This window comes from Pseudomonas paraeruginosa, assembly GCF_003025345.2.
Lineage (GTDB): Bacteria > Pseudomonadota > Gammaproteobacteria > Pseudomonadales > Pseudomonadaceae > Pseudomonas > Pseudomonas paraeruginosa.
Window position 1 is genome coordinate 918,445 of sequence record NZ_CP020560.1, and the last position, 11,963, is coordinate 930,407.

General features: G+C 67.3%; 15 protein-coding genes and 1 pseudogene. 13 read left to right on the plus strand and 3 right to left on the minus strand.

Going from position 1 to position 11,963, the window contains the following annotated elements:
* The first annotated feature begins 18 nt into the window (after positions 1-18).
* From ribH to B7D75_RS04485, 9 genes are all read left to right on the plus strand, one after another.
* Positions 19-495 carry a 6,7-dimethyl-8-ribityllumazine synthase gene (ribH, locus tag B7D75_RS04445; protein ID WP_003093311.1) on the plus strand — a complete coding sequence of 159 codons (477 nt, stop codon included), beginning with the start codon at positions 19-21 and terminating at the stop codon, positions 493-495.
* A complete protein-coding gene (gene nusB, locus B7D75_RS04450; protein WP_012074382.1) occupies positions 492-971 on the plus strand; it encodes a transcription antitermination factor NusB in 480 nt (159 codons plus the stop codon). The genes ribH and nusB overlap by 4 nt, the downstream gene beginning before the upstream one ends.
* Before the next feature lie 18 nt (positions 972-989).
* Positions 990-1,958, plus strand: coding sequence for a thiamine-phosphate kinase (thiL, locus tag B7D75_RS04455; RefSeq protein ID WP_043099385.1), 969 nt, complete (start codon positions 990-992; stop codon positions 1,956-1,958).
* Positions 1,951-2,466 (plus strand): phosphatidylglycerophosphatase A family protein, encoded by a 516-nt coding sequence (locus tag B7D75_RS04460; protein WP_012074384.1) that lies wholly within the window; start codon positions 1,951-1,953, stop codon positions 2,464-2,466. Before thiL ends, B7D75_RS04460 begins: the two co-directional genes overlap by 8 nt.
* An 8-nt stretch (positions 2,467-2,474) precedes the next feature.
* Positions 2,475-3,218, plus strand: coding sequence for a substrate-binding periplasmic protein (locus B7D75_RS04465; protein WP_012074385.1), 744 nt, complete (start codon positions 2,475-2,477; stop codon positions 3,216-3,218).
* A gap of 4 nt (positions 3,219-3,222) precedes the next feature.
* Entirely contained in the window at positions 3,223-3,867 is a 645-nt protein-coding gene (locus B7D75_RS04470) for a TIGR02281 family clan AA aspartic protease (protein WP_003155194.1), read from the plus strand.
* Between the two features lie 130 nt (positions 3,868-3,997).
* Positions 3,998-4,615, plus strand: a complete 618-nt coding sequence (gene ribA / locus B7D75_RS04475; RefSeq protein ID WP_012074386.1) for a GTP cyclohydrolase II — start codon at positions 3,998-4,000, stop codon at positions 4,613-4,615.
* A complete protein-coding gene (locus B7D75_RS04480; RefSeq protein WP_034081705.1) occupies positions 4,612-5,031 on the plus strand; it encodes a hypothetical protein in 420 nt (139 codons plus the stop codon). Before ribA ends, B7D75_RS04480 begins: the two co-directional genes overlap by 4 nt.
* Complete coding sequence (locus tag B7D75_RS04485) at positions 5,031-5,828, plus strand: cobalamin-binding protein (protein ID WP_043099383.1); 798 nt, start codon at positions 5,031-5,033, stop codon at positions 5,826-5,828. Before B7D75_RS04480 ends, B7D75_RS04485 begins: the two co-directional genes overlap by 1 nt.
* A 182-nt stretch (positions 5,829-6,010) precedes the next feature.
* Here the strand turns inward: B7D75_RS04485 and dxs are convergent.
* The 3 genes and pseudogenes from dxs to B7D75_RS04500 form a co-directional block, all read right to left on the minus strand.
* Positions 6,011-7,893, minus strand: a pseudogene (dxs, locus tag B7D75_RS04490) (1-deoxy-D-xylulose-5-phosphate synthase).
* A gap of 108 nt (positions 7,894-8,001) precedes the next feature.
* Positions 8,002-8,889 carry a polyprenyl synthetase family protein gene (locus tag B7D75_RS04495; RefSeq protein ID WP_043099381.1) on the minus strand — a complete coding sequence of 296 codons (888 nt, stop codon included), beginning with the start codon at positions 8,887-8,889 and terminating at the stop codon, positions 8,002-8,004.
* On the minus strand, positions 8,886-9,128 hold the full coding sequence (locus tag B7D75_RS04500; RefSeq protein WP_053816693.1) for an exodeoxyribonuclease VII small subunit: 243 nt from the start codon (positions 9,126-9,128) through the stop codon (positions 8,886-8,888). The genes B7D75_RS04495 and B7D75_RS04500 overlap by 4 nt, the downstream gene beginning before the upstream one ends.
* 156 nt (positions 9,129-9,284) lie before the next feature.
* Here B7D75_RS04500 and B7D75_RS04505 point away from each other — a divergent pair, with 156 nt between their 5' ends.
* The 4 genes from B7D75_RS04505 to B7D75_RS29690 all read left to right on the plus strand — a co-directional run bounded on the left by B7D75_RS04505 (position 9,285) and on the right by B7D75_RS29690 (position 11,958).
* Positions 9,285-10,451, plus strand: coding sequence for an enolase C-terminal domain-like protein (locus B7D75_RS04505; RefSeq protein ID WP_107113776.1), 1,167 nt, complete (start codon positions 9,285-9,287; stop codon positions 10,449-10,451).
* A gap of 395 nt (positions 10,452-10,846) precedes the next feature.
* Entirely contained in the window at positions 10,847-11,044 is a 198-nt protein-coding gene (locus tag B7D75_RS04510) for a hypothetical protein (RefSeq protein WP_107113777.1), read from the plus strand.
* A gap of 93 nt (positions 11,045-11,137) precedes the next feature.
* Positions 11,138-11,554 carry an SAM-dependent methyltransferase gene (locus tag B7D75_RS04515; RefSeq protein WP_107113778.1) on the plus strand — a complete coding sequence of 139 codons (417 nt, stop codon included), beginning with the start codon at positions 11,138-11,140 and terminating at the stop codon, positions 11,552-11,554.
* Positions 11,551-11,958, plus strand: a complete 408-nt coding sequence (locus B7D75_RS29690) for a hypothetical protein (protein ID WP_239481362.1) — start codon at positions 11,551-11,553, stop codon at positions 11,956-11,958. The genes B7D75_RS04515 and B7D75_RS29690 overlap by 4 nt, the downstream gene beginning before the upstream one ends.
* Positions 11,959-11,963: the final 5 nt, after the last annotated feature.

Sequence of the window (11,963 nt, forward strand, 5' to 3'; positions counted from 1 at the left end):
AACAGATGAGACCTGCTCATGACCCTGAAGACCATCGAAGGTACCTTCATTGCTCCCAAAGGCCGCTACGCCCTGGTGGTCGGCCGCTTCAACAGCTTCGTCGTGGAAAGCCTGGTCAGCGGCGCCGTCGACGCCCTGGTCCGCCACGGCGTGGCTGAAAGCGAGATCACCATCATCCGCGCCCCGGGCGCCTTCGAGATTCCGCTGGTGACCCAGAAGGTCGCCCAGCAGGGCGGCTTCGACGCCATCATCGCCCTCGGCGCGGTGATCCGTGGCGGCACCCCGCACTTCGAATACGTGGCCGGCGAGTGCACCAAGGGCCTGGCCCAGGTGTCCCTGCAGTTCGGCATCCCGGTCGCCTTCGGCGTCCTCACCGTCGACTCCATCGAGCAGGCCATCGAGCGCTCCGGCACCAAGGCCGGCAACAAGGGCGCGGAAGCAGCGCTGTCGGCCCTGGAAATGGTCAGCCTGCTGGCGCAGTTGGAGGCCAAGTGAGCAATCAAGACAGCGGCAGCCCGGCAGCCAAGCCGCCCAAAGGCAAGACCGCCGCTCGCCGCAAGGCCCGCAGCCTGGCCGTCCAGGCCCTGTATTCCTGGCAGATCGCCGGCCAGCCCCTGCACGAGATCGAGGCGCAGTTCCGTACCGACAACGACTTCTCCGAGGTCGACGGCGCCTACTTCCACGAGATCCTGCACGGCGTGCCGCGGCAGAAGAGCGAGCTGGACTCCACCTTCGAGCCCTGCCTGGACCGCCCGCTGGCCGAGATCGACCCGGTCGAGCTGGCCATCCTGCGGCTGTCCACCTACGAGCTGCGCAACCGCATCGACGTGCCCTACAAGGTGGTGATCAACGAGGGTATCGAGTTGGCCAAGACCTTCGGCGCCACCGACGGCCACAAGTTCGTCAACGGCGTGCTCGACAAGCTGGCGCCGCGCCTGCGCGCCGCCGAGCTGCGCGGCGGCAAGCGCTGATCCCGCGCCGGCGGCGTCATGGGTGAGTTCGAGCTGATCCGCCGCTTCTTCGCCGCGGCCGCCTGCGCGGCGCAGGCGGAGGGCGTGGCCCTCGGCATCGGCGACGACTGCGCCCTGCTGGCGCCGCCAGCCGGCGAACAGCTGGCGGTCTCCACCGATACCCTGGTGGAAGGTGTGCATTTCCCCGCCGGTTGCGACCCTTTCCTTCTTGCCCAGCGCGCCCTGGCGGTGTCCGCCAGCGACCTGGCGGCGATGGGCGCCGCGCCCCTGGCCTTCACCCTGGCCCTGACCCTGCCGCAGGCCGACGCCGAGTGGCTGCAGGGCTTCGCCCGCGGCCTCGACGCCATGGCCCGGCAATGTGGCCTGGTCCTGGTCGGCGGCGACACCACGCGCGGCCCGCTGAGCATGACCCTGACCGTGTTCGGCAGGGTGCCGGCCGGCCAGGCGCTGACCCGCGCCGGTGCGCGCCCGGGCGACCTGCTCTGCGTCGGTGGCCCGCTCGGCGAGGCTGGAGCGGCGCTGGAACTGGTGCTGGAGCGAAGATCGGCGCCCGCCGAGGTGGCCGAGCCCCTGCTGGCGCGCTACTGGACGCCGGCCCCGCAATTCGAGCTGGGCCTCGCCCTGCGCGGCAAGGCCAGCGCCGCCCTGGACATCTCCGACGGGCTGCTCGCCGACTGCGGACATATCGCCCGCGCTTCCGGCGTCGCCCTGCTGGTCGAATGCCAGCGCTTGCCGGCGAGCGCCGCGTTGAGCGGCCTGCTCGTCGGCGAGGAAGCCTTGCGCCAGCAACTGGCCGCCGGCGACGACTATGTGCTGGCCTTCACCCTGCCGCCCGCGCACCTCGACGAGATTCGTGCCGCCTGGCCGGCCATGGCGGTCATCGGCCGGGTCGAGGTGGGGCAGGGGGTGCACCTGCTCGACGCCAGCGGAAAGGAACTCACGCCGGCCGCGGCCGGCTACCAACATTTCGGAACCCAACGTGACTGAGCATCCTGATCAGGCGCCGGCGCAGCCGGTGCCGCCGTCGGTCTGGCGCAATCCCTGGCATTTCCTCGCCTTCGGCTTCGGCTCCGGTACCCTGCCCAAGGCACCGGGTACCTGGGGTTCGCTGGTGGCCATCCCGTTCATCCCGCTGTGGCAGATGCTGCCGGACTGGGGCTACTGGCTGATGCTGGGAGTCACCATGCTGTTCGGCTTCTGGCTGTGCGGCAAGGTCGCCGACGACCTGCGCGTGCATGACCACGAGGGCATCGTCTGGGACGAGATGGTCGGCATGTGGATAACCCTCTGGCTGGTGCCGGAGGGCTGGTGGTGGCTGCTGGTCGGCTTCGTCGTGTTCCGCATCGTCGATATCCTCAAGCCCTGGCCGATCAGCTGGGTTGACCGCAACGTGCACGGCGGCGTCGGCATCATGCTCGACGACGTCCTGGCCGGGGTATTCGCCTGGCTGGTCATGCAGGGTCTAGTCTGGGGATGGGTACACTGGCTGGTCTGAGGCCTCCCATGCGTCTGCTCGTCCTGTTCTGCTGCCTGTGGCTGTTGTCCGCTGTCGCGTCTGCCGCGTCCGCTCCCGGCGAGATCCGCGTGGTCAGCGAAACCTGGACGCGCTACACCCAGGAGGATGGTCGCGGGGTCGCCTGGGACTTGCTGCGCGCGGTCTACGAGCCGGCCGGGGTGCGCCTGCGCATCGCCAACGAGCCCTATACCCGGGCGGTCGGCCTGGTCCTGCGTGGCGAGGCCGACGCCTGGGTCGGCGCCTACCGCGGGGAAGTCGACGAAGCGCTCTACCCTCGCTGGCCCTATGACGTCGATCCGATCGCCGTGCTTTCCCTGAGGGACAACCCGCCGCCGCCACTCGAAGGCCTGAGCCGGTTCCGCCTGGCCTGGATGCGTGGCTACGCCTTCGCCCGCTATATCCCATTGGCCCCGCACAGCGAGGTGCAGCGCCGCACCTCGGTGCTGCCGATGCTGCTCAACCACCGGGTCGACTACTTCATCGATTCACGTCCGGAACTGGAAGAAATGCTCGCCGGAGCCGGAGCGCTGGCGGCTGAGTACCGCATCACCGACGTCACCCGGCTGCCGTTGTATCTTGGCTTCTCCGATACCCCCAGGGGCCGCGAGCTGCTGGCGCTGTTCGACCGGCGCATGCGGCGGCTGCACGCCAGCGGCGAGCTGGAACGCATCTTCGCCCGCTGGAACTGGCCCTACGCGCCGTTGCAGGCGATCCTGCCACCCAAGGAGTGATTCCATGCCGCGCCTGTGCGTCGCCCTGTTTTCCAGCATTCTCGCGCTGCCCTCGCTGGCTGCGCCCCAGGTGTTCGTGGTCGGCCTGTTTCCTGGCGCGGCGGTGCTCAACGTCGACGGCCAGCGCAAGCTGGTCAGGGTCGGCCAGACCGGCCCGCAGGGCGTCCAGGTGGTCAGCGCCGACAGTCGCAAGGCGGTGCTGCGGGTCGATGGCGTCGAACGCACCTACGAGTTGAGCCGCGAGTACAACGAGGCCGGCTACTCGACGCCGCAGCGGCAGGCCTTCAGCATCGCCCGAGGTACCGGCGGGCACTACTGGGTGGCGGGGTCGGTGAACGGGCAGAACATGCAGTTCCTGGTGGATACCGGCGCCACCAGCATCGCCATGAACGAGAACGAGGCGCGCCGCCTGGGCATCGACTACCGGGTGGCCGGCAAGCCGATGGTCGCCTCCACCGCCAGTGGCACCTCGCGCGGCTGGCGGGTGACCCTGGACCGGGTGAAGATCGGCGGCATCGAAGTGCTGGGCGTCGAGGCGGCGGTGATCGAAGGCGATCATCCGACCGAAGCCCTGCTCGGCATGAGCTTCCTCAACCGGGTGCGTTGGCGCGAGGAGCAGGGGATGCTGCTTATCGAGGCCAAGCATTGAACGCCGGTCGTTCATAACCCGGGATTCTATCCATCGTCCATCTCGATAGGTATTTGCGGCATTTCGAACTGACCGGGCGCCGGACGCTGCTGGTACAATGGCGGACTTCCGTTTCCCTAGGAGTTCCCCGGTGTCCGTCGTGTTCGTCGCCGCCTCCAAACTGCCGACTCCCTTCGGCGAATTCACCATGCACGGCTTCCTCGACGAGGAGAGTGGCAAGGAGCATGTGGCCCTGACCATGGGCGACATCGCCGATGGCGCGCCGGTGCTCGGCCGCCTGCATTCCGAATGCCTGACCGGCGACGCGCTGTTCAGCCTGCGCTGCGATTGCGGTTTCCAGCTGGAAGGCGCGCTCGCCGCGATCGCCGAGGAAGGCCGCGGCGTGCTCCTCTACCTGCGCCAGGAAGGCCGCGGCATCGGCCTGCTGAACAAGATCCGCGCCTACGAGCTGCAGGATGGCGGCGCCGACACCGTCGAGGCGAACCTGCAACTGGGCTTCGGCGCCGACCAGCGCGACTACGCCATGTGCCAGCCGATGCTCGCGCACCTGGGCGTTTCCTCCCTGCGCCTGATGACCAACAATCCGCGCAAGGTCAAGGCGCTGGAAAGCTATGCCGTCACCGTGGCCGAGCGCGTGCCGCTGCAGAAGGGCCTGAACAAGCACAACAGGCGCTACCTGGCGACCAAGGCCGGCAAGCTCGGCCACATGCTCGGCAGCCTGCACCAGGGCGAGGCGGAAACCACGTGAGTCGCCAGCAAGCCCGCGGCGCGCTGGGACGCGCCTGGTGGTTGCAGCTGGCGTTGGCGCTGTTGCCGCTGATCCTGGTCGAGTTCTTCCTCGGCGCACTGCAACCCCTTCCCCATGGCCTGGCGATGCCGTTGTTCATCGCCGCGCTGCTGTCGATGTTCGTCAACCTGCCGCTGTTCGGTGCCTACAAGCGTGGCCTCATCGCCACCCAGAAAGCGCTGGATACGCCGGAGGAAGCCGCCGCCTGGAGCAGCCTGGCCCAGGTGCGCCGCAAGGCCCTGCTGGGCGCCAGCCTGCCGGCCTGGATCGCCGTGCCGGGCATGTTCGCCGGGCTCAACGGCGTCGCGCTGATCCTGCTCGGGATCACCAGCCTGGTGCTGTTCTGGCTCTACCGTATTCCGCGTCAACTGGGCTGATGCGTTCGTTCTGGCTGCTTGCCTGCCTGCTCCTCAGCCTTTCCGCCGGGGCGGCGCAGCGGGTGGTCAGCCTGGCGCCTTCGTTGACCGATAGCGTGCTCGAACTCGGCGCCGCGGGCCGCCTGGTCGGCGTGCTGGACGGCGGCGAACGGCCGGCGGCGATCCGGGACCTGCCTTCCGTCGGCCGCTACGGCCAGGTCAACCTCGAACGCCTGCTCGAGCTGCAACCCGATCTGATCCTGGTCTGGCCGGGCAGCGTGCCCGAGGCGCAGTTGCAGCGTCTGCGCGATTTCGGCATCTCCCTCTTCATCGCCGAACCGCACAACCTCGACGAACTGGCTCGGCAACTGGCTTCGCTGGGCGAGGCATTGGGCGAGGCCGAGGCCGGCCAGCGGTTGTCGGCCAGGTTCCGCGAAGGCATGCGGCGCCTGGCCGAGCGCTACCGGCGGGACAAGCCGCTGAAGGTGTTCTACCAGGTCTGGGACCGGCCGCTGTACACCATCGGCGGACGCCAGGTGATCAGCGATGCGCTGCGCGTCTGTGGCGCCGAGAACCTGTTCGACGATCTGCCGCAACCGGCGCCGCAGGTCAGCGTCGAAGCGGTGCTGGCGCGCGATCCGGCGGTCATCGTGGCTGGCAGTCACGCCCAGCTGGAACTCTGGCGTCAGTGGCCGGCGCTGGCGGCGACGCGGCGCGGACAGCTGTACCGGATCGAAGACAAGAACCTCGAACGGCCGAGCTTCGCCATGCTGGCGGCGACCGAGAAGCTCTGCCGCTCGCTCGCCGGGGCGCGCTGAGTGCTGCCGGTATCGCGCTGTACCGGCGGATGACGCCGGTGGCGTTGTCGCTGCCACGCGGTGCGTGTCGGCATGGCGGTGTATCGGCGGATAACGCCGGCGGCGTTATTCGCCCTACGGGCAATTGGGGGGAGGGCGAATAACCGCAACGCGGTTATCCGCCGTTGTCGCTGGGTTTGGCGCTACTGCCGGTCGAGGCGCTGGCGCACGGCTTTTTCGATGCCGGCGGCATCCAGGCCGCACTCGGCGAGCATCTCGCTGGGCTTGGCGTGCTCGACGTAGTAATCGGGCAGGCCCAGTTGCAGCAGCGGGACTTCGAGGCCCTCGCGGGCGAGGAACTCGCCGACCGCCGAGCCGGCGCCGCCCATCACCGCGTTTTCCTCGATGCTCACCAGCAGTTCGTGGCTGCCCGCCAGTTCGCGCACCAGGGCTTCGTCGAGGGGTTTGACGAAACGCATGTCGGCGACCGTGGCGTCGAGCCCTTCGGCGACCTTCATCGCCTCCGCCAGTTGCACGCCGAAGACCAGCAGGGCGACCTTGCCGCCACGGCGGCGGACCACGCCCTTGCCGATCTCCACCGGCTGCAGGTCGGGATCGATCGGGTGGTTGGGGCCGCTGCCGCGCGGATAGCGCACCGCGGCCGGGCCGTCGAACAGGTAGCCGGTGGTGAGCAGCTTGCGCAGCTCGTTCTCGTCGCTGGGGGTCATCACCAGCATGCCGGGGATGCAGCGCAGGTAGGAGATGTCGAAGCTGCCGGCGTGGGTCGGTCCGTCCTCGCCGACCAGGCCGGCGCGGTCGATGGCGAAGAGCACGTCGAGGTGCTGCACGGCGACGTCATGGATCAGCTGGTCGTAGGCGCGCTGGAGGAAGGTCGAGTAGATCGCCACCACCGGCTTCATGCCCTCGCAGGCCATGCCGGCGGCCAGGGTCACGGCGTGCTGCTCGGCGATGGCGACGTCGAAGTAGCGTTCCGGGTAGCGTTCGCTGAAGGCCACCAGGTCGGAGCCTTCCTTCATCGCCGGGGTGATGCCGAGCAGGCGCGCGTCCTGGGCGGCCATGTCGCACAGCCACTGGCCGAAGACGCTGGAGTACTTCGGGCCACCGGTCTTCTTCGGCGCGCTGCCGGGGCTTCCAGCTTGGTGATCGCGTGGTAGCCGATGGGGTCCAGCTCGGCCGGGGCGAAGCCCTTGCCTTTCTTGGTCACCACGTGAAGGAACTGCGGGCCCTTCATGTCGCGCATGTTGCGCAGGGTGGCGACCAGGGTCGGCAGGTCGTGGCCGTCGATCGGGCCGATGTAGTTCCAGCCGAGTTCCTCGAACAGGGTGCCGGGGACCAGCATGCCCTTGGCGTATTCCTCGGTGCGGCGGGCGATCTCCCAGGCCCCGGGCAGGCGCGAGAGGACCTTCTTGCTGCCCTCGCGCATGCTGCTGTAGGTGCGGCTGGAGAGGATCTTCGCCAAGTAGTTGGAGAGTCCGCCGACATTGTGCGAGATCGACATGTCGTTGTCGTTGAGGATCACCAGCATGTCGGCGTCGACTTCCGAGGCATGGTTGAGCGCCTCGAAGGCCATGCCGGCGGTCAGCGCGCCGTCGCCGATCACCGCCACCGACTTGCGCTCCTTGCCCTGCAGGCGGGCGGCGATGGCCATGCCGAGGGCGGCGCTGATGGAGGTGCTGGAATGACCGACGCCGAAGGTGTCGTATTCGCTCTCGGCGCGACGCGGGAAGGCGGCCAGGCCGTCCTTCTGGCGCAGGGTGCCCATCAGCTCGCGGCGCTCGGTGAGGATCTTGTGCGGATAGGCCTGGTGGCCGACGTCCCAGACCAGGCGGTCGTCCGGAGTGTCGAAGACGTAATGCAGGGCGATGGTCAGTTCGACCACGCCGAGGCCGGCGCCGAAGTGACCGCCGGTCTGGCCGACGGTATACAGCAGGTACTGGCGCAGCTCGTCGGCCAGGGTTTCCAGGTCCGCCTCGCCCAGCCGGCGCAGCTCGGCCGGCGAAGAGGCGCGGTCGAGCAGGGGCGTGGCGGGGCGCTCGCGGGGAATCTCATGGAGCGTCTTGGGCATCAGGCTGTCGTTATGCAATCCGGAGAGGGCAGCAGTTTACCTGATGCACCGGCCACGCCCAAGCAAGGCAACCCCTACCTTTGCCGGGGTCTTGCGACGACCCGTCGGTCAGTTGCGCCGCTCGACGATATAGCGGGCCAGCTGGCGCAGCGGGTCGGCGCTCGCCGGGAAGCCTTCGAGGGCCGCGAGGGCCTGGTCGCGCAGCTCCAGGGCATAGGCCTTGGCGGCCTCCAGGCCGAGCAGGGCGGGGTAGGTGGGCTTGTTGTGCGCCTGGTCCTTGCCCTGGGTCTTGCCGAGGGTCGCGGTGTCGCTTTCCACGTCGAGGATGTCGTCCTGTACCTGGAAGGCCAGGCCGATCGCCTGGGCGTAGCGCTCCAGGGCGGCCAGGGTGGCGGCCTCGGCGCGGCCGCTGGCGAGGGCGCCGAGGCGCACGCTGGCTTCGATCAGAGCGCCGGTCTTGTGCCGGTGCATGACCTCCAGGGCCGCCTGGTCGAGCGCCACGCCGACCGAGCCGAGGTCGATCGCCTGGCCGCCGACCATGCCGGCGGAACCGGCGGCGCGGGCCAGGTGGGTGAGCATTTCCAGACAGACGGCAGGTTCCTGCGGATTGCGCCGGCCGTCGGCGAGCACTTCGAAGGCCAGCGCCTGCAGCCCGTCGGCGGCGAGGATCGCGGTGGCTTCGTCGAAGGCCCGGTGGGTGGTCGGCTGGCCGCGGCGCAGGTCGTCGTCATCCATCGCCGGCAGGTCGTCGTGGACCAGCGAGTAAGCATGGATCAGCTCCACCGCGCAGGCCGCGGCGTCGGCACGCTGCGCCTCGCCTTGAAGGGCTTCGCAGGCGGCGTAGGCGAGCAGCGGGCGGACCCGCTTGCCGCCGTTCATGACGCTGTAGCGCATCGCCTGGTAGAGGCGATGCAGCTCTTCGCGAGGGGCGACGAACAGGGCGTCCAGGGCGCCGTCGACGCGCGCCTGGCAGCGCGCCTGGTACGCCGCGATCATGCCTCGTCGCCTTCCGTTTCGAACGGCGCTTCGCTGAGTTCGCCGTCGCGCTCGAGAAGGATCTGCACCTTCTGCTCGGCCTGGCTCAGCGAGGCCTGGCATTCGCGGGTCAGGCGGATACCCTGCTCGAAGGCGCCCAGCGACTCTTCCAGCGACAGCTCGCCGCTTTCCAGGCGTTCCACCAGGGTTTGCAGCTCGGTGAGGGACTGTTCGAAATCGAGGGTTTTCTTGCGGGCCATCGGGGGAGTCTCGGCGAGGTGTTCAAAACCCCGCGACACTAGCAGAGGGGCGGGGGCCGGGCAAATCGGCGGAAGGTCGGGACAGCCGGTCGGGCGACCGTCGCGGCGAGCTTGGCTAAGGTGAAGGAGGGCGGATCGAGGAGGAACCGGCCAGCGATGCGAATCCAGGAAATCTACGAACGCAGCATTCCGCTGTCCCGCTACGCCGGGGTGGCCGCCGCCGCGGGCGGGCTGAGCACCAGCCTGGTGGCGGTGCGCACCGATGTCGTGCGCGACGGCCGGCGAGTCGTCGGCTACGGCCACGCTTCGGTAGGGCGCTACGCCCAGGGCGGACTGATCCGCGAGCGTTTCGCCCCGCGCCTGCTGGCGGCCCCGGCAGGCAGCCTGCTGGGCGACGACGGCGGTATCGATCCGTTCCGCGCCTGGAGCGTGATGATGCGCGACGAGAAACCCGGCGGGCATGGCGAGCGCTGCGTGGCGGTGGGCGCCCTGGACATGGCGTTATGGGATGCCGCGGCCAAGGCCGCCGGGCTGCCGCTGCATCGCTTCCTGGCGCGACGCCTGGGGCTGGCGCAGGACTATCCGCGGCGCGTACCGGTCTACGCCAGCGGCGGCTACCCCTATCCGCACGACGACCTGGCGCGCCTGGAGGAGGAGCTGCGGCGCTTCGTCGATCTCGGCTACACCCACGCCAAGATCAAGATCGGCGCGGCCGGGCTGGACCGGGACCTGCGCCGTATCGACACGGCGTTGCGGGTTCTCGGCGACGCTTCGCGGCTGGCGGTCGACGCGATGAACCGCTACGACGCGGGGGGCGCCGTCGACGCAGCGAAAGCCCTGGCGCCGCTGGGGTTGTGGTGGTTCGAGGACATCTGCGATCCCCACGACTTTCCCACCCAGGCCGAGGTGGCGGCTTTCTACCCGGGGCCCATCGCTGCGGGCGAGGCCCTGTTCTCCCTGGCCGAGGCGCGCCTGCTCGATGCCTACGGCGGCCTGCGGCGGGAGCGTGACGTGCTGCTGTTCGACCCGGTGCATTGCTACGGTCTGCCGGGTTACCTGGCGATACTCGACGCGCTCTGCGCCCGTGGCTGGCCGCGCTCGGCCTTCCGTCCGCACGCCGGGCAACTGTTCAGCCTGCATCTGGTGGCGGCCCTGCGCCTGGGCTGGGCGGAGGCTACGCCGTCGGCTTTCCGGCCATTCGACGATTTCGCCGGTGCCCTGCCGTTTTCCTCGGGACTGGCGGGATTGCCACAATCGCCTGGTATCGGCTTCGAGCGCCAGGCGACACTTGCCGGGCTGTTCCGCAAGCTTCTGGAGGCCTAGAGAACGGTGATTGGCTGGGGTTGTGCGGAGGCATTAAAAAAGCCGGCTTGTGGCCGGCTTTTTTAATGCCATACGATTTGATTTTTAAGGGGAACTGAATTTTTCATCTATTTGTCCCCCCCCACGTTTCGTTTGCGTTGTGCCCGGCTGGTTAGATACTCATCAGACGGAACGCTTGTGGTCATCGGCACGCACCATCCCGTCATGGACCAGGTGGGGGCAGTACGCAAATCCTCCGCAGGGGGCTTAGCTATCTTGCGCAGTGCCACGTAAGTGATTGCTGTTAGGAGCTTCGGAGGTGGAAAGGCAGGCAAGGCATTCCGAATATCCCAAATTGTCGAGATAAAGCCGGTACTGTAGCATGCAGTACATTTGCAGTGGTTTCTGGAGACCCTATGGCCACCGTCAAGACCGCCACGCTCACATTTCGTATCGAACCCGGACTGAAGGAAGCGCTTCGCACTGCGGCGGATCTGGAACACCGCTCCATCGCGAATATGGTCGAGGTTCTCATTCGGGACTACTGCGAGCGCCACGGCATTGCGATTGTGCACTCTGAGACAGCCGAAGACAGCAATGGAGCGCATTCATGATCATAACGCTTACGCAATCCGAGATGCACTTTGCCGCCGAGCTGTTGGGCGCGCGCCTCAATAATCTTCGCTTCGGCGAATAAGGGAGATTGCATGCAAGCGGATTTTCTGAATGCACATGAGCGTCATTGGGATGATGCCGAACGTTTGTTGCAGGCTCAGCGTTGGGCAAATGCCGATCATTTGTACGGCATGGCAGCAGAGTGTGGGTTGAAGCGGCTGATGTTGGCGTTTGGGATGCCTTACGACGCGACTAAAGACCGGCCTTCCAATTTCTCGGATCGGGTGCACGCCAATGGTGCCTGGGCGCGTTTTGAGAGCTACCGCAGCGGGCACGCACTAGGAGTTGGTTACGTATTGCCTGCTAATGATCCTTTCATCAACTGGGATGTCTCGGATCGCTACGCACATCAGTCCAATTTCGATCAAGTTCTAGCGCAGGTGCATCAAGCAGGTGCTCAGGCAGTTCGCAGTCTGATCGCCAAGGCACAACGTGAGGGCTTGCTATGACCACCTTTGATCAAATCCTGCCTCTCTCAATCGAGATACTGGTTGCTCACCGCGATAAGATTGCGCAGTTGGAGTGGCTGGTTATCAACCGTGACCTTAACGGTCGGGTGCGCTTTATTGCGCCGGAACAACTCCGAGACAACGCGGTTCAGCGAGCTGCGCTCGAAGCCATCTATACGGAACTATCTGAACGTCTTGCATCCCATGCCTATTCTGCCGGTTCGGGCGTTCTGTATGAGGCGAGCCGGGAACTGACGTGCCAGGGCGCATCTCATTTCGCTCTGAGCGAATTAGGCAATGTGTGGATGGTGGATCGGCTTGTAACAGAAACCAATTGGTCATACATCGCACCTGAAACGGAGAGCGTTCCGCGTATCGTCTTTTTCTCTATCAAGGGGGGGTAGGTCGC